This is a genomic window from Pedobacter foliorum, from assembly GCF_013266735.1.
GTDB lineage: Bacteria > Bacteroidota > Bacteroidia > Sphingobacteriales > Sphingobacteriaceae > Pedobacter > Pedobacter foliorum.
Map to the genome: position 1 here is coordinate 482,593 of NZ_JABSNU010000001.1, position 17,873 is coordinate 500,465.

Sequence of the window (17,873 nt, forward strand, 5' to 3'; positions counted from 1 at the left end):
GAAAATTACACGGATAAAATGGACGCAAAATTTAGTCTTAACCAACTGAAATACATAACTTTGATTACGCCGCTAATTAAATTAATGCCTCGTGACCAACAGCATCATCCCCAATCCAAAAGAATGCCGGAACTGCAGTGAAAAAATTATTTTTGGCAGAACCGATAAGATCTATTGTACAGAAGCTTGTCGCATAGATTACAACAATAAGGTAAAAATGGAGAAGCGGGGGGAGGATCCCGAGTTCATAAAAAAGATCAGCAGGATCCTGACCAATAACCATCAGATCCTGCGCAAGCTAAACACCAATGGCAAAACCATTGTAAGAGAACAGTACTTGATAGACCTGGGATTTAATTTCCATTATCAGACCAGCTATCAAACCACAAAAAAGGGCGACGTTTATCATTTTTGTTTTGACCAGGGTTACCTGAAAATCAAAGACAACCAGGTATTGCTGGTTGTCCAGCAATACCAAACCCAGCTGTAGGCTAAATGAATCGCGGTTGATATCCGAAATCTCAATATTAGGTAAAGTTCATTGCCTAGCCCAAACAAGATCAGGATCCTTCATCGTAAAGGCATTAAAATGGTCTGAAAGAGGGACGGCTTGTCAATGGTGAAAATGCCCAGGGAATAGAGGAGAGGATAATTAAAAGACCGATACCATACCACAACGCCATGGTCTTAAACTTTTCAAGGTCTGTCTGTTTACGTTTTGCTTTGGCCGATCCAATGGTGATCACGACAACTGCGGTCATCATCATCAGACTGTGCTCCATCCCAAAAAAACGGATCTCCCTGCGATGAACTGCATCACTGAAATTGTGTAAAAAATAATTGACAATAGGACTGATGAAGTAAAGTACCAGTCCAAAAATCAGCTGGACATGTGCAATGGTAGCTGTCCAATGTCTGATGGCATTGTCCAGGCGCGAGAACTTTCTACTGGAAAAACAACCACTAAAGGCACGGAAAATGGCGAAAAGTAAACTTACCAAGACAAACCAGCGGACCAGAGAATGTAGGGCTAATATTGTTGAATACATGTCGTGTTATCGATTACTATTTTTTAAGGGAGCTAAGATAAAACAAAAAAAATAGTGCACTGCGATCATTCTAAATGTTTAGCAGAATGGAAAAAAGAGGTATTGGATTGCACCATAACTATACCGCCGGCAGATCAAATTTACAGGCAGCAACCAGTTGATTTTAGCTGCTTTGCTTTCATTTTTATCATAGGATGTGAATTTTGTTGTGTTTTATTTTTAGATTAATAATTTTACTAAAGCAAAAAAACGAATGTTCGAACAGTTCAGAGCTAAAATCCCGCTTAAGGATGACAAATGGAACGACTATATCAGTTGTTTTAAACGCATGGAAGTCCCTGCAAAAACTGTACTTTTAAACGAAGATGAAATTTCAAAAAAAATGTTTCTGATCGAAAAAGGCTGCATCCGTGTATGGTTCAACAACAACGGAAAAGACATTACCACCCAGTTCTTTTTCGAAAACAATATGGTTTCTTCTATTGAGAGTTTCAGAAAACACATCCCAAGTCCCGTCACTGTGGAGACCATTGAGCCAAGTATCATCTGGTGGATACACAAAAAGGACCTGGAAAGAATAATTGAGGAAATAAAAGATATTCCTGCATTACGCGACCTATTTATCGATACCCTATTTGAGCGCACTTTTGATTACATGAAGCATTTCTTTTCCTTTATAAAAGACACGCCCCAGGAGCGTTACCTCAACTTGATCAGGGAGAAACCACAAATTATCCAGCGCATCCCCCAGCATTATATCGCTTCTTTTTTAGGCATCACAAAAGTCCACCTAAGCCGTATAAAAAGTAAATTACTGAAAGAAAAATGAACGATACTCCTCAACATGCACTCGTTAAGCCCGACCAGTCTATCTCTGATTTTGTCTATTGCTTTTCGTCAATCCAAAACCTGTCAGGCATCAGTGAAGGGGTGATCATTCCCAACGGAAGGATTGACATGTCCTTCTACAAAACCTCAGACGGTCAATTTCATATTTCGCTGCTGGGGCTGGAAACAAAACCTAAAATGATACCAGGACAAGAAATCTCCACTTTTTTTGCGATTAATTTTAATCCACTTGCTGTAGAATATGTTTTACGCCAGTCTGTTGCAGACATTTTGGATAAAGGGAAGCCCTTGCCTAATGATTTCTGGGATTTTAGCATGGATGATTTGAACGATTTTGATGCGTTCTGCGAAAAAGCGACACAAAAGATACAATCACTTTTGCCAAAGGAAATTGACAAACGAAAACGTAAATTGTTTGCGCTTGTTTTTGAAAGCAATGGAGAAATAGCGGTAAAAGAACTTTCAGAACGCCTGGCCTGGAGCGCACGTCAGATCAATCAATATTTTAATCAGCAACTGGGAATTTCCTTAAAGACATATTGCAGCATTTTGCGTTTTCAGGCCTCACTTTCACATATCAAAGAAGGCAAATTGTTTCCACAGCTCAACTATTATGACCAGTCGCATTTCATCAAGGAAATCAAAAAGCATTCGGGCGCTTCTCCAAAAGAATTGTTCAAAAACGAAAACCGCCGATTTTTACAATTTTTAATCACGAACAAGAAATAATTTTGTAGCGTAATATTTAAAATTATGCTAATACAAAATAAAAAAATCGCCATTGTCGGCGGCGGACCTGCAGGCTTGACCCTGGGTAGATTATTACAAATGCAAAATGCAGAGGTAAAAGTTTACGAAAGAGATGTTGACCGGAATGTTCGTGTCCAGGGCTCTACTTTGGACTTGCACGAAGGCACAGGTCTTGAAGCGATGAAACGCGCAGGTTTACTTGGTGAATTTTACCAGCATCACCGTCCCCTTGCCAGTAAAATGCAATTGGTGGACAAAGGACTCAACATAAAGTTTGATGACCATAACTTTGCAGAAATCACAGCAGAAGGCAGGCCCGAAATTGACCGAGCTCCCTTGCGAAATATCTTGCTGAACTCCCTAGAACCCGACACTGTGGTTTGGGACAGCCATTTTGTGGAAATGGAAAAAAAAGACCATGGTTGGTTGCTGCATTTCAAAAACGGAAAATCAGTTTATGCCGACCTGGTGATTGCTGCCGACGGCGCAAATTCTAAAATCCGTCCCTATCTCAGCGACATCAAACCCATCTACTCGGGAATAACATTGATCGAGGGAAACATTTACCAGGCGCATAAAAATACACCAAACCTTTTTGGATTTGCAAAAGGCGGAAAAGTAATGGCATTCGACAATGAGCAATTCATAGGATATGGCACAAAAGCAGACGATTCTATTATGTTTGTGGCTTGTTTCAAATGTCAGGAAAACTGGCTTAAAGAAAGCGATATTGATTTCAAAAATAAAGCACAGGTATTGGCATTTTTCAAAAAAGAATTCGCCGGTTGGAGTGAGGATTGGCAGGAATTCTTTACAAACGATGAAGTGCATTTTATCCCTCGTCCGCAGTATTATTTTCCCTTCAATCAAACTTGGGAAACCCAGGAAAACCTGACCATGATTGGTGATGCAGCGCACCGTATGCCGCCATTTGCAGGCGAAGGAGCGAATGTGGCCATGCAGGATTCATTTGAACTGGCGGAAGTTTTGACCAGTACTAAATTTGCAGACATCAAAACCGCAATTGCTCATTTTGAAAAAGACATGATTACAAGAGGCGCAGCAGCCACAAAAGACACTTTAGAAAATACCGAAAGGATGTTCTCAGCGGCAGGACTGGAACAAATGATTTCATTTTTTAATCAGGTTCAGTCCTAGGATTTAATAACAAATGTTATCGTTTACCCTAATCCGGGGAGCTAATTTTGCTGCATCAAATTCATCAAAATGAAAGCAGCAGTACTATTTGAAGGGGGAAAAATACCCCAGTTTATCGATGGTTTTCCCGAACCGGTTGCCGGTAGTGAAGACCAGCTGATCATGTCCGTAAAAGCCACGGCCATTAAGCATTTGGACAAGTCCAGTGCAAAGGGTGAACATTATACTTCAACGGGAGCTATCCCTAGCGCAAAAGTACCTGGAGGCGATGGTGTAGGTTTGTTGCCCGATGGGACCAGGGTCTATGCGCTCGGGATTACGGGGATGCTGGCTGAAAAGGCAGTGGTGGAAAAAAGTAAAATGATAAAAGTCCCTAACGACCTCGATGATTCTATCGCCGCGGCCCTTCCAAATGCAGTGGCAGGTTCTGCCATGGCCCTGCGTTTCAGGGCAGAAATGAAAGGCGGCGAAACAATACTGATCAATGGCGCAACCGGCTTTACGGGAAAAATCGCTGTTCAGATCGCCAAATTATATAGAGCTGGAAAAATCATCGTTACCGGGAGAAATGAACAGACTTTCCAATCTCTGCTGGCCCTAGGTGCCGACGAAATTGTGTCCATTGCGCAAGACGGGGAGAGTTTTGTAACCCAAATCAGAAACATTCATCAGCAAACACCCATTGACATTGTCCTGGACTACCTATGGGGGGAAACCGCAGAACTGATCTTAGCAGCATTAAAGGGTAAGGGTGCCTTTACGCATAAAACACGTTTCATTGCTATCGGCTCTTTAACGGGGGATAAGATCAGCCTTTCCTCACAAATGCTCAGAAGCGTTGATTTGCAGCTTTCAGGTTCTGGTTTGGGTAGCTGGAGCAAACCAGAAATGCAAATACTGATGACTGAAATCATTCCGCAAATGTTCCAGTTGGCGGCAGCACATAAATTAAAAGTGGAGACGGTAAGTGTGGAGCTGAAAGACATTGAAAAAATTTGGGATACAGCACTTTCTGGCGGAAAAAGATTAGTGGTAACCATCTGAGAAAGCAAACCATTACTATCTTCAGTATTCAGTAGGTTAAACTTCTGGTGGTCCCCAAAGCATCAAATTCAGCACCAAGCTACCTAGAGGAGTTAAGGTCCGCTTGTTTATAAAAAAAAATACATCCCTCAAATAATGCAATCTCTGTTCGGGGTTATTCGATATACGGCTACTACTTTTTTGTTGTCGGTTCGATCCCAGTTGGGTCCACAAAATAAAAAGCCGTTTTTCGATAAGAAAAGCGGCTTTTTATTTGATTTAACATTGATTTATTTTAATTCATATTCAACTTCAATAGTTAATGTAGGTCTTTTAAACTCCTTGTCATCCAAAGCGCAGTATTTAATCGTTTTAGGTAATGTAAATTCACCTATAGCAGCAAATTCAGCTTGATAAAGCACATCTGAAGTGGAATGTCCCTCACTAGAGTAGCTATGAATAATTAACTTGCCTAATATTCTTTCAACTTGTTTGGTTGTCGGATTAATCGTCACATTGATGTCTTTGAGATAATGATTTATATTTTCGAGTTTACTGCTTACCTTAATTCGATTTTCATTTTGGATACTGCTGTCCTGAGCGGAAAAGAAGGGAAAGGCCATTACCCAGATCAGTTCTTTACTGGTGGAAGATAAATAGAGATTTTCATCGCTTTCTATTCTTGGATATTTGTTTTTCACATTGCCCAAAGAGTCATATTGAAGGACCGTAATCGTAAGTTTACGGCCTTTTACATGAGATAGACCAAATTTTTGGTAATCAAATAAGGGTTCTATCTGTGCCATTTTTTTTGCCAGTAAATCGTCAGGGATAGAATTTTCAATATCCATTTTAATTAGATCTGTAATTCTATTTTTAAACGTTTCGTAAGGTTCAATCTTATCGAAATATCCCCAGATTTGAACGCCTTTTCCTATTGCTTGTTTACCCCTTTCAGATTGAAAAAGGACCATGTGTTCAAAGAATCTCCCGCCGAGATTAACTTTATCAATGCTTTTTTCTAAAGTTCCATCAGGTTTCAGTACGTTTAAATTGAAATAGTTCCTCTCTCGTAGCTTCTGAGGATTTCCGAATAGTTCGTAATTTTTTTGCACTTCTTTTTTCTTACTTATTTGAAAAATATATAAGCTATTGTGGAAGAGGTAATCTGAAAGAAGTTTATGTTTGATTTGATTTTCTTTGCCATCAAAATCGGGATACGTTTTGATCAGCTCAAGTAAAGGATCTTTGAAATAGACTTTTACATTATAGTTAGATAGTTTAAACTTGTCTACTTCTTTGAATTCTGTAAGGCTCTGACCGAAAGTATTTAAATTTAAAACGGCTATAAAAGCAATAGATAGGAAAAGAAAAAGAGATTTTTTCACTGGAGCATTGTTTGAATATTTACTCAAATCTTGATATTTAATTCTTATAAACCAAATTTAGTTTATAACTGGACATTTAATCAAAAATTGACCACTGAATTATTTTGGTCGGAGATGTTAGTCCTCAAAAAATAGTTCAATTTATTTTAATAAATCAGCGATTAAACATAAATCAGACAGGAAATGGTTCGAGAAGCGCCCAGTTGGGTCCCCAGTATGTGTCAGGCTATTCTCTATAACGTCTGTTAGTTTTGTAGTATCAAATATTAGGACATGTTAAACTCAAGATGTTGCATCTAGTTATTATGTTTGAACTATGGCTGTTCAACAAAAGCAGAATACTTAAAATTAATTTTAATTGAAAATGGAGACTGATTTTTTCGATCCTTACGAGATGAGATTGAACATTTGACAGCCAATTTTTGATATAAATGTGCATTTTTCCGACATTTGAACATGGCCCTATTCTTAACCTTGGACAATGTCTATAAACTGTACAACATTGATCCTTCAAAAAAGATGGAAGGGATAGTTGTTCTGCATCAACAGAACCACCCTGAAAAGGAGTATACAGAGCATAGTCGTCTATTTGATGGATTGCTGCTAGGCTTTATGATACAAGGTTCCATGAAAGCCCAAATACATTTTTTAGAATACGAAATTAACGCAGGCGACATCGCAGTTTTGCAACCACAATTGATGATAGATACAAAATCACTGAGCAAAAATGCAGAAATAGTGACCATTGGCCTTTCGTTAGATTTTATTACGGCATTTCCAATCCTGCGTGAGTTTGTAATGAACAATCAAATTCGATGGCAACCTGTTGTCAGACTTCAACTTGAAGAAGTAACGCTAAAGAATAAACTGGTAGAACTTATACAAAACTTCTATCATAAAAGCCAGAGCCCCAGGAAAACTGAAATGCTGCGACATCTTGTTATTGCTTTAATGTATATGATTTCTGAAGCATATTCGGGTCTGACTGACAATAACAGTTTAGTGAAGAACCGCACACATGAAATCATCGACGATTTCTACATATTGATTTCAAAGTATGCAACTCAGCAACGGAGTGTTAAATTTTATGCAGAAAAACTTCATTTGACCCCTCAGTATCTTTCTACTTTTCTGAAGCAAAAAACAGGAAAATCAGTTTTGCAATGGGTTGATCATGCCATGATATTGCATGCTAAGACATTGCTCAAATCTTCTGGTTTATCAATCAAGCAAATCAGCAATGAGTTGCATTTTGGAGAAACAAGCCTATTCTGCAGGTTTTTTAAGAGAATCACCGGAGTTTCGCCAGGGGTTTTTAGAAATGGGCAATAGGCAACAATTGTGAGCAACCTTACAGTATCTTACAAATTGTATGTAACTACCATAAATGTGTGAAAAAACACGCTCAGGCGCTGTTTATTTTTACACCATGAAAAATTCAACGAAAAAAGCAGCTATTGGATTCATATTTGTGACTTTGCTGATTGATATTACTGGATGGGGAATCATACTTCCAGTGGTCCCAAAACTTATTAAAGAACTTATTCATAGTGATATTACTGAGGCTGCCAAATATGGTGGCTGGCTTGGTTTTGCCTATGCTTTTACACAATTTATATTTTCACCTGTGGTGGGGAACCTTAGTGACAAATATGGAAGACGCCCTATTATTTTAATTTCTCTTTTTGGATTTGCCGTAGATTATATATTTCTTGCTTTTGCTCCGTCTATCGGTTGGCTATTCTTAGGAAGGGTCATTGCCGGATTGACGGGGGCTAGTATCTCAACTGCAAGTGCTTATATAGCTGATATTTCAACCGATAAGGATAGGGCAAAAAATTTTGGTATGATTGGAGCTGCTTTGGGGCTAGGATTCATTATAGGTCCAACCATTGGAGGATTGCTAGGTCACTATGGGGCAAGAGTTCCATTCTATGCTGCAGCTGGGCTATGCATGTTAAATTTTCTTTACGGATATTTTATTCTTCCAGAAAGTTTAGATAAAGACAAACGTAGGGCATTTGATTGGAAACGTGCAAACCCAGTTGGATCTTTTAAATTCTTAAGAAAGCATCCTGAAATTTCAGGTTTGGTCATCGCCCTGACATTGATTTATATTGGTATTCATGCTGTACAGAGCAATTGGCATTTCTTTACCATGTATAAATTTGGTTGGACTGAGCGAATGGTCGGTCTCTCTCTTGGGGCGCTTGGATTATTGCTAGGATTGGTTCAGGGCATCTTAATAAGATGGACAACACCTAAGTTCGGAGAGCAGAAAAGCATTTATTATGGGCTGATATGCTATGCTGTGGGATTGTTATTATTTGCATTTGCAAATCAAGGATGGATGATGTTTGTTTTCCTTATACCTTACAGTCTGGGTGGTATCTGTGGCCCTGCACTGCAATCAGTAATTTCTAAAAATGTTCTACCTAATGAACAAGGCGAACTGCAAGGAGCCTTAACAGCCTTAGTGAGTGCAACTTCAATCATAGCCCCACCTATCATGACAAACTTGTTTTATTACTTCACACATGATGAAGCGCCTGTCAAGTTTTCAGGAGCGCCATTTTTCCTTGCATCAGTTTTAATGGCTACTAGTGTAATTATTGTATACTCAGCCTTTCAACGAAAAGGCAAAAAATAAGTTGAAAATTAAAATCACTAACACCGTTTGTTTTTTATTAATGGCTTATCTTAGCTTTGATTACTTATAAATAACCTAAGCAATTTTTTTACCTAAATCGGCTATTAAACCTAAATCAGATAGGAAATGGTTCGAGAAGCACCCAGTTGGGTCCACAGAACAAGAAAGCCGTTTTCGATAAGAAAAGCGGCTTTTTTCATTCCTAAATACTGATTGTTGTCAGTAAGATTTCTTTGATTTTTACGAAAAACCTTAATGTATTCTTTAGGCTACTGAGAAAATAATTTGAATGACACCCGATAGGGTATAACAAGCAACATTATAGTTAAAATATACCCTATCGGGTATAGTGTAGTATTGGAGATCTTATAAAATGTAACAAATACGTCCATTTAAAATATAAGAAATCAAAAAATGATCATTCTTAATTTCTACCTTTGTGATCTGTTATACTATATCTGACATATTATTCAAACTTTCGTAAGGAGATCCTCCTTAAGTTGAAGACCTAATACATTGGAACCGCCTGATTCTAAATGTAACGGATAATATATACATCATTTTTTACCCAACAATTTTTAATAAAAAAAGAGATTGATTATCAAATCAATTACTTTATCACTTTGCAAAATGATTAATATCTCCTGCAATTTGATAAAGTTTAAAAATATTCAAGATGAATAGTAAACAGTTAATAAGTAGAGATATAGAACTCTTTTATAATAAAGCATCCGAAGAAACTAGACTGAACAAAGGTATGGGAGTGTTTGAATTTGAAAGAATTAAATCACTCGTCGAAAAATATGTTCCATCCACATTCTCTAAAATAATTGATGTTGGTGGAGGTACAGGTAAATATTCAGAATGGCTTGCCAAAAAGGGCCATGAGGTATACTTAATTGAACCAGTCCTTAAACATATTCAAATAGCTAAGGATAGAGCTAGTAAATTAAAAAACAAATATTTTGTTTATTTAGGAGAAGCCAGAAATTTAGACTTCCCAGATAATTTTGCAGATATCATAATTCTACACGGGCCGCTTTATCATCTTCAAAAAAAAGAAGATAGAGAAAAAGCGATTCGTGAAGCCAAACGAGTTGTAAAAAGAGACGGTATCATTTTGGGGTTTTCTATAAATTATACTGCATCAACTTTAGTTGGGCTTTTACAAGGACTAATTCATAAAGGTACTTTCTTTAATATGTGCAAAGAAGAACTCACAACAGGCATTCATAATCCTCCAAATGATTTTCCCTGGCTTCTAGCGGAAGCATATTATCATAAACCAAATGAGTTAAAAGATGAATTTGTGAAACAGGACTTGACGTATATAAATACCTATGCAGTTGAAGGGATGGCATGGCTGGATAAAGATTACTTTTTGAATCTTTTGGATATGAAAAAGAGAAAGACCTTAATGGAACTTATTCAGATCACTGAAAACGATAGCTACCTTTTACCATTTAGCCCGCATATGATGATAGCGGTAAAAAAAACAATCAATTTATGAGAAATAAAGATCAATATTTTAATGCTTTCAAGGAAAGTAATGGACGTTGTAACGAAATAGAGCTTGGAGAAAAACTTGGTCTAAATGAAAATACTACCAGGCAAATACTTACTCAACTTCTATCAGAATATAAAATAGAATATGTTGAAAATGGACTTTGCGAGTATAGCGTAATGAAAACTGTTAAAGGAAAAATCAGATAACCTAATCATTTAGTACTATAATCACCTTTAATTAGTTTCAAGTTTTTTAGCCAAATCTGCAATTAAACATAAATCAGCTAGGAAATGGTTCGAGAAGCACCCAGTTGGGTCCACAAAAAACCTCGGTAGTACAGAAAACTACTGAGGTTTTTTCCTTATAAGGTTCTCTAAAAATATGGGAGAAAAACTGATCAGATTATAGATGAGGTCTATAGTATCTATTAAAAAGATCAGATAAGCAGTAGCCAGGCAACAAAATCTGTTAAATAGAATCCTTTGTAAACAAACGGTACAGTTCAGTGATAATTTGCGGAACATTTGTGAAACAGGGGTCTGGGAACCGCTGAAAACTTAATGCCCTGATTGTCCTGGCCAGGATAATAAAGATATTGAAATCACATTTAATATGAAAGCAAAGGTTTGCTAACTTTGATAATTTGCAGGAATCGATGAGTTAGCATTAAAAATTTGACATTTTGTGAGTATTTTCTCAAGTTAGCATTAAAAAATTGTCAAATAGCGTTGCGGTTTTGGGATTCAAATTAGGTTGCTTTTTGATGTAAAGTGTTTTCTGTTAATTAGACTTTAGGTTCTCAAATTTTTAATTAGCATTAGAAATTTGTATATTTAGCTATATTAGCATTAGATTTTTGACTTAAATGGCAGTTTGTCGTTAATTAGCATTAAATTTTTTGCAATAAACATTTTGACTATGGACAAATCAACACCTTTACATCTACAGGATGTTATCTTTTCTTCCAGCAATTCTGTAATTAGCAGGGCGATTTCTAAATTGGAGAAATCAGGAGAAATCAAAAAGATAGCACCAAGGGTTTATACGCCGGCAATAGACGAACCTCCTGAGATCGTTATCAGGAGAAATCTATTCAAAATCATTGGCCATTTGTTCCCAGGAATTATGTTAAGCCATCGTACTGCTTTGGAGTTTAAGCCAACTAGTACCGGAGATATGTTTTTGACATCTTCTTCTGAACGAAAAGTGAGATTTCCTGGTATTACTTTGAATATTATGAAAGGTCCTGCTCCTATAGACGGAGATAGTTTGAATACCGAATTGAGGGCTTCACAAGTTGAGCGGGCGATGCTGGAAAACCTTCAGGAATCTCGTAAACCAGGGCCGAAATCTAAAACGCTAACCCTACCAGAAATTGAGGAACGTTTGGAAAGTATTGTCAGAGCTAGGGGTGAAAAAGGGTTAAATGAGTTTAGAGATCGGGCCAAATTGATCAGTTCTGAAATTGGAATGGAAAAGGAGTTTGGAAAGCTGAATAAGTTGATTGGTGCAATTCTTACAACCAAGCCAGGTAATATACTTAGTTCTCCAATTGCAATTGCAAGAGCACTTGGGCATCCTTATGATCCAAAGCGGATTCAAATATTTGAGAAATTGTTTGTTGAGCTGAAGCAGCGTGAATTTGCAAATATTCCGGATAAAAATACCTCCCAGTTAACTTTTCATAACTTTGCCTTTTTTGAGTCCTATTTTTCGAACTTCATTGAAGGTACTAAATTTACGATAGAAGAAGCCATGCAAATTGTTGAAACGGGTAGGCCAGTTTCTGCCAGAGATGAAGATTCACACGATGTCTTGGGAACCTACCAACTTGTAAGCAACCGAAAGGAAATGTCGGTAACTCCAACCACTCCTGACAAGCTGCTGGAAATTTTGCAATACAGGCATGCTATTTTGCTGGCCGCAAGACCGGCTAAAAATCCAGGGCTATTAAAGACTAGAAACAACCAGGCAGGCAGTTCCTATTTTGTAGATTATACATTGGTCAATGGTACACTAACGCAAGCATTTGAATTTTATCTAGGGTTGAGTGATCCTTTTGCTAAAGCCGCTTACATGATGTTTATGATTAGCGAAGTGCACCCTTTCGATGATGGTAATGGGAGAATTGCACGCGTAATGATGAATGCAGAACTGGTGTTCGCAGGTCAAACCAAGATTATTATTCCTTCGGTTTTTCGTGAAGATTACCTGGGTGGATTACGTCTGCTTACCCGAAAACAAGAGCCTGATACCTATATTCGAATGCTGCAACGCGCACAATTATTTAGTGCGACGATTCATGGTGAGAATATGGGGCAAATGCTGGATGTGTTAAAGGCAAGTAATGCTTTTGAAGAAGGCGAAGATTATATCCTTAAAATCGTAGAAGCCTAAATGCATTTGTAAACTCAAATATCCAGGAAGTCATTTCCCCAATAGCCTCATTGTCTTTAAGTATGCTGTACGTCAATCTTATCATTAAAATGTTTTTCAAAAAAATCTGCGATTAAACCTAAATCAGATAAGAAATGGTTCGAGCAGCACCTAATTTGGGCCACTAAATAAAGAAGCCGTTTTTCGATTAAGAAGAACGGCTTCTTTATTTACAAGCTATGCTAATCGGCTAAGTTTTTCGGTCCAAATATTTTTATAATTGATTTTGTATTCATCACTCATAAATGACTGATCTATTAGTTTAAAAACCTTATCTGTATGATTGTGATACTTATCAAATATCCTTTCGAGGGTTATATTTGAAATCTTTAATGCATCGGCTAGCATTTCAAAATCTTTCCTGCAAAGCTTTTTCTTTTTGCCATTTAAGTTGAGTGCAACATCTTCCTTGTCTTTTGGATTGATCAGATTGCTATTGATCAAATCATAAGCAGGAGACAGGAGTATTTCGTCTTGTTTATGGACTACAGAAAAATTCTTCATATGCATATCGTTGTTTCCCGATAGAAAGGAAAATACCAACAATTCGAAATAGTTAACTAAATCCAATCCAGAATTTGTGCAATACTTGGTGATAAGTTTTCCGCAATGTTCATAGGAGCTATTATATTTTTGTTCTGTTTGAAACTCCCCAATTTGGCAGAAATCCTCTATATGTATTTTTTGCCCTTTTTCTCTATCAAATCTTTTAGCAATATATACCATCTGACCGTCGGAAGCTGTAAGTAAACAATGTTTACATGTGTTCAGTTTAAATATTTCCGCCAGGTGCATTGTCAAATCTTCTACTTCGGGCATTTGTGCGAAATGAATATTTTGGGGTTTTAAAATGTAGTTCCCCCACAATCCGACAATTGTAAGTCTTTTTGCAGTTCCTTTTACATCTTCAAGTTCAACCGAGAGTTTCGGCTGTACACCAGTTATAGCAATTCTATTGTTAACTGTTGTTTTTGCAAGGTCACTAAGTAAATTTTTATTTAGAGTCAGGGTGGGGAGCTCTGTAATTCCAAACATTTTTTTACAACATTTGGTATGATATGTGCCTTTGTCTACAGATTGATAACAGAATGGACATTTAATCATTTTTTTCCTCCTCTCCAATAACAGTTACAGCTCCTATAGTATCTCTGCATAGCGTCGCCAGTAGCTCAAAACGATCATTACTTTTAAAATTCCAATATTCTTTTGCAATACTTAATAGCCATCCTTCTGGGATAAGTCCATCGAAAAATGGGAATAGAATCTTGCTGTTATAAGGATACTCAGAAATTGGCAAGGTAAGACTTATGGGCTTAGCTTTTGGTTGTTTAAGGTAAACGCTGTCATAAGTAAAACGATAACCTGAATCAGTTTTTTCAAGATACCCAGCTAGTGTTTTGCCATAGTATACTTTTGCGCTGTTCATCATGCGTTTTCCCCCTTTTCGTTGTGATTAAGGTCCGTTATTCCAATCTGCTTACCGAAAAGAGCTAATACTTGATTAACTTTATCTAATCGAATAGTCGCTTTACCTCGTTCCAGTTCGCGAACGAAACGAAGACCCACACCTGATTTAAATGCAAGATCGGCTTGAGAAAGCTTTAAAGCTTTTCTTTTTTCTTTGATAAATATTGTAATTGGCGTCATTTTGTACCCTTTAGGGTACTAATTTAATAAAAATAATTTGAATGATACCCGATAGGGTATGTTTTAGGTGTGAATAGAGTTTTTATACCTTATCGGGTATAAATTGACAGGTGTTTGTTATGCAGTAGATGCGCAATTTGGCCAGACACGGTCTGACTGATTGCCTTTTTTATTAAGTTTATCGGCTAGTTATATTTAATTCATTTTTTAGCCAAATCACTGATTAAACCTAATTCAGATAAGAAATGGTTCGAGAGGCTTTTAGTTGGGCCACTAAACAAAGAAGCCGTTTTCCGATAAGAAGAATGGCTTTTTTGTGTTCATTTCAACGATTATTATCAATTCTATTTTGCTTGATAGCTATCGCAACGTTAAGTTCAATGTATGCAAGTCCGCAAACAATTGCTATTTCCATCAAAAAGTAAGTTATCCCAACAACAGTAAGCATAGGGGAGTAAATTATTAAAAGTCCCATTGTCAAAATGGAATAAAGTAAGTTGGCGATACTTACTGCAATGATAAATGGTGTCCAATGACTTTTTAAGAAAAAAAAACAGCTAGCGGAATAGATAAAAAATAAGGTACCCGTTATTGAAAGGTATGTCAGAACACTTTTAGGCATACCAAAATACTCATCGAAATTTCTCAATACGACAAACAAAAAAAAGGCAGTAAGTATGGCCCCAAAACTGTCTATCATGAATAGTTTTCTGGGCTTTATTGCTAACTGGCTTATAGTTTTTGTAACTATGCTACCCATAGAATAATTTTAGAAGCTAATGTAAGCATTTGATTGTTACAGTAAGGGTTTTATTGATTTGGAGAGGAGGGATGTATTCTATTAAACTATTTTGAACCTTCTTATGGGAATTATACTTATTACGTTGTTTAAGGTTTTAGCCAAATCGGCAATTAAAGCTAAATCAGACAAGAAATGGTTCGAGAAACGCCCAGTTCAACCACAAATTAAACAGCCGTTTTTCGATAAGAAGAACGGCTGTTTTGCTTTCTAAAATAGGAATGCTGTTGATCCGAAAAATCCAATATTGTTCACAATGATCTCTCATTAGTATATTTTACAAGTAAGGCGATGATTTCAGTTTTATCGGCTAAATACCGATTACACAAAAATGCTCCACCCTGACCGGTTGCAGGATTGAAGAAAAGAAAAGAACTCACTCCAGGGTCATCCCCGTCATGACCAACAGTACCATTGTTATAAAGATTCCAGAATATGCCTTTATTTCGATAAGCTAAACTAATACCTTTAGGTGGGTTCTCCTTTGAGAATTGCGGACTGAACATCGCTTGGTATGACCTTTTGCTTAAAAGACTTTGGCTGCCGTTATAACCATTAATCAGCGCTATCAAATATTTGCTTAGGTCAGCTGTATTTGTTCTGAGCCCCCCATCGGGATAAGTGATCAGCTTATAAAAGGGGAATGACGCAACAAGATCATAATAGGGTTTGGCGTATTTATTTAATTTTTGAGCATTTAAAAACCAGCTGGAATTTTGCATCTTAAGTGGTTTCAAGATATACTTTTTTGTAAACTCAGCGTAAGTCATACCTGATTTGACCTCTATCAAATAGGCCGCGAGTGCAGAACCAATGTTGCTGTAATGTGATGAACTACCTGGTTTGTCGCCAACAAAATTGTTTGTGTTGTAATATTTTCCATCACCCGAAAGGTAGTCATATAAGAATGTTTTGAGTGGGGTGTCCTTAATCTTCTCACGATATCCCATATTTTGTAATACGCTGTATGCAGAAACATCATACTCAGCAAGCCCTTCATCAAATTGATAGGTGTCAGGAAAAATCGCAGGATTATCCACGATGCTGGAGGTATGGTTACTCAATTGCCTTACTGTAATATCAGTCATTGGATAATTGGGGTTCACTACTTTAAAAGGGAGTATTTCGTTGACACTGGTTTCTAATTTAAAATAGCCCAACTCAACCGCTTTCATCAAAGCAATAGCAATAAAAGTTTTACTTACAGAACCAATGTTCTGTATAGTTTGCGATGTGTATTTGGTTTTTTTTGCAACGTCAGCGTAGCCAAAATTGTGTTCATACAAGATTTGTTTTGAATTAACGAGCACCACAGAGATTCCGGTTAAGCTGTCTTTTTTGACTATTTGCCCTAGTGATGTTGTTAGGGTATCAAATCTAGATTGCCCCTGAGCAATTTGCGTATAAACACAAAATAATAGGCTTCCGATAATAATCTGTTTCCATCTGTTCATAATGATTAATCTTTGTCAGGTCACAAAATTAGCTGACAGGAGGGTACTATAATTGTAAAAAATCGAAATGTCCGGTTAGCGGCAAAATGTATTCGCTTACATTAAATCTGGAAGGTGCTTCCGAAAAAATGCCGCGATAGGATCTGATAAAGTGAGACTGATCATAATAACCATAGCGGAGTGCAAGCGCACCTAAATTACGGTTGTAAACTGGATTACTCAAATCATCTATTAATTTCCTTAGTTGTAAAATAGATTGAATTTCTTTGGCCGTAAGGCCGACCAAAGTTTTAAATTTCTGTTCAACACGTCGTTGTGAATAACCAGAGGCGACGGCGATAGCGGCGATGTTTGATGGTGTTGATGGGCCTACACTCAGTCTATTATATGCCCATTGAATAAAACGGGCGTCAAGGTCTACATGCAGGTAAGCATCCAAAGCCTTATACAACATCGGGATTACAGTGATGTCGTTTGTTAAATCAGTGTCTGTAAGCTGTTCATGTAAGGAATGATTGATATATTCCAAACTCACTACATCATTCACCAATTCATCCATACAAATTTTTGTAATGAGTGGCGGTAACCAGGGTTTTACCTGTGCCATGATCGCCTTCGAATAGGGCTTCAATGATATGCTAGCGCGTTTACTTATCTGACCCGATAGATAAGCACCCGGAGGTAATTCAATTGTTTTACCTGCTAAATTTAGCGAGACCCCGTTACCACTAACGAACACAATTGTACAACACCCATTAGGCAGCGCATAACTAGCAGGCGTAGTTAACGGACTCAGCAGATTATTTAGTATCCAGAATTTTTGAATGTATGGTTTGTAACAATCTTTAGTTGAAACCTCATTGTAAAACTCATTCATCTTTCGCCCGTTAGTAATAAGTAACCAATATTAATGAAAATATTCTGTAAAATTATCAGGGCGTCTTTTTAGCCTAATTTGCGATTTAACATAACTCAGATAGGAAATGATTCGAGAAACGCCCAGTTGGGCCCGCAAACAAAAAAGCCGTTTTTCTAAAAGAAGTAATTTTACAGGATTATTCTTAGATTTAATTTATTGAAAGGATCTACTCAATTAGGCCTATAGGCCCAGTGTTGGGTGGATAGGTCTGACCTCGCCAGACCTATATATAAGTTGTGTGCAA

18 protein-coding genes are annotated in these 17,873 nt (G+C 37.2%); 10 read left to right on the forward strand and 8 right to left on the reverse strand.

All coding sequences use genetic code 11. The features are described 5' to 3' along the window. Positions 1-91: 91 nt before the first annotated feature. A complete protein-coding gene (locus tag HQN83_RS02145) occupies positions 92-490 on the forward strand; it encodes a hypothetical protein (RefSeq protein ID WP_173088128.1) in 399 nt (132 codons plus the stop codon). A 94-nt stretch (positions 491-584) separates the two neighbouring features. Here HQN83_RS02145 and HQN83_RS02150 read toward each other — a convergent pair whose 3' ends face one another. After that, positions 585-1,049, reverse strand: coding sequence for a hypothetical protein (locus HQN83_RS02150; RefSeq protein ID WP_173088130.1), 465 nt, complete (start codon positions 1,047-1,049; stop codon positions 585-587). Positions 1,050-1,302: 253 nt separating this feature from the next. On the opposite strand from HQN83_RS02150, the gene HQN83_RS02155 reads away from it, so the two are divergent. The 4 genes from HQN83_RS02155 (at position 1,303) to HQN83_RS02170 (ending at position 4,850) form a co-directional block, all read left to right on the forward strand. After that, entirely contained in the window at positions 1,303-1,878 is a 576-nt protein-coding gene (locus HQN83_RS02155; protein ID WP_173088132.1) for a Crp/Fnr family transcriptional regulator, read from the forward strand. Then, positions 1,875-2,627, forward strand: a complete 753-nt coding sequence (locus tag HQN83_RS02160; protein WP_173088134.1) for a helix-turn-helix domain-containing protein — start codon at positions 1,875-1,877, stop codon at positions 2,625-2,627. Before HQN83_RS02155 ends, HQN83_RS02160 begins: the two co-directional genes overlap by 4 nt. Before the next feature lie 24 nt (positions 2,628-2,651). Continuing rightward, positions 2,652-3,806 carry an FAD-dependent oxidoreductase gene (locus HQN83_RS02165; RefSeq protein WP_173088136.1) on the forward strand — a complete coding sequence of 385 codons (1,155 nt, stop codon included), beginning with the start codon at positions 2,652-2,654 and terminating at the stop codon, positions 3,804-3,806. A 69-nt stretch (positions 3,807-3,875) separates the two neighbouring features. After that, positions 3,876-4,850, forward strand: coding sequence for a quinone oxidoreductase family protein (locus tag HQN83_RS02170; protein WP_173088138.1), 975 nt, complete (start codon positions 3,876-3,878; stop codon positions 4,848-4,850). 269 nt (positions 4,851-5,119) lie between these two features. On the opposite strand, the gene HQN83_RS02175 is transcribed toward HQN83_RS02170, so the two are convergent. Further along, positions 5,120-6,244 carry a hypothetical protein gene (locus HQN83_RS02175; protein WP_173088141.1) on the reverse strand — a complete coding sequence of 375 codons (1,125 nt, stop codon included), beginning with the start codon at positions 6,242-6,244 and terminating at the stop codon, positions 5,120-5,122. 429 nt (positions 6,245-6,673) lie between these two features. Here HQN83_RS02175 and HQN83_RS02180 point away from each other — a divergent pair, with 429 nt between their 5' ends. From HQN83_RS02180 to HQN83_RS02200, 5 genes are all read left to right on the forward strand, one after another. Further along, positions 6,674-7,549, forward strand: coding sequence for a helix-turn-helix domain-containing protein (locus HQN83_RS02180; RefSeq protein ID WP_173088143.1), 876 nt, complete (start codon positions 6,674-6,676; stop codon positions 7,547-7,549). A gap of 97 nt (positions 7,550-7,646) precedes the next feature. Then, positions 7,647-8,867 (forward strand): TCR/Tet family MFS transporter, encoded by a 1,221-nt coding sequence (locus tag HQN83_RS02185; protein WP_173088145.1) that lies wholly within the window; start codon positions 7,647-7,649, stop codon positions 8,865-8,867. A 676-nt stretch (positions 8,868-9,543) separates the two neighbouring features. Next, entirely contained in the window at positions 9,544-10,377 is an 834-nt protein-coding gene (locus tag HQN83_RS02190; protein ID WP_173088147.1) for a class I SAM-dependent methyltransferase, read from the forward strand. Continuing rightward, the gene (locus HQN83_RS02195) at positions 10,374-10,580 is read left to right on the forward strand and encodes a helix-turn-helix domain-containing protein (RefSeq protein WP_173088149.1); all 207 of its coding nucleotides are present in this window, start codon (positions 10,374-10,376) and stop codon (positions 10,578-10,580) included. Before HQN83_RS02190 ends, HQN83_RS02195 begins: the two co-directional genes overlap by 4 nt. Positions 10,581-11,292: 712 nt before the next feature. Continuing rightward, positions 11,293-12,771, forward strand: a complete 1,479-nt coding sequence (locus HQN83_RS02200) for a Fic family protein (protein ID WP_173088151.1) — start codon at positions 11,293-11,295, stop codon at positions 12,769-12,771. A gap of 216 nt (positions 12,772-12,987) precedes the next feature. Here HQN83_RS02200 and HQN83_RS02205 read toward each other — a convergent pair whose 3' ends face one another. The 6 genes from HQN83_RS02205 to HQN83_RS02230 form a co-directional block, all read right to left on the reverse strand. After that, on the reverse strand, positions 12,988-13,845 hold the full coding sequence (locus HQN83_RS02205; RefSeq protein WP_246254177.1) for a HipA domain-containing protein: 858 nt from the start codon (positions 13,843-13,845) through the stop codon (positions 12,988-12,990). Positions 13,846-13,906: 61 nt separating this feature from the next. After that, complete coding sequence (locus HQN83_RS02210; RefSeq protein WP_173088155.1) at positions 13,907-14,239, reverse strand: HipA N-terminal domain-containing protein; 333 nt, start codon at positions 14,237-14,239, stop codon at positions 13,907-13,909. After that, positions 14,236-14,457 (reverse strand): helix-turn-helix transcriptional regulator, encoded by a 222-nt coding sequence (locus HQN83_RS02215; RefSeq protein WP_173088157.1) that lies wholly within the window; start codon positions 14,455-14,457, stop codon positions 14,236-14,238. Before HQN83_RS02215 ends, HQN83_RS02210 begins: the two co-directional genes overlap by 4 nt. Positions 14,458-14,782: 325 nt before the next feature. Beyond that, complete coding sequence (locus HQN83_RS02220; RefSeq protein ID WP_173088159.1) at positions 14,783-15,217, reverse strand: hypothetical protein; 435 nt, start codon at positions 15,215-15,217, stop codon at positions 14,783-14,785. A 290-nt stretch (positions 15,218-15,507) separates the two neighbouring features. Further along, complete coding sequence (locus HQN83_RS02225) at positions 15,508-16,710, reverse strand: serine hydrolase domain-containing protein (protein ID WP_173088161.1); 1,203 nt, start codon at positions 16,708-16,710, stop codon at positions 15,508-15,510. A 46-nt stretch (positions 16,711-16,756) separates the two neighbouring features. Further along, positions 16,757-17,587 (reverse strand): helix-turn-helix domain-containing protein, encoded by an 831-nt coding sequence (locus HQN83_RS02230; protein WP_173088163.1) that lies wholly within the window; start codon positions 17,585-17,587, stop codon positions 16,757-16,759. Positions 17,588-17,873: the final 286 nt, after the last annotated feature.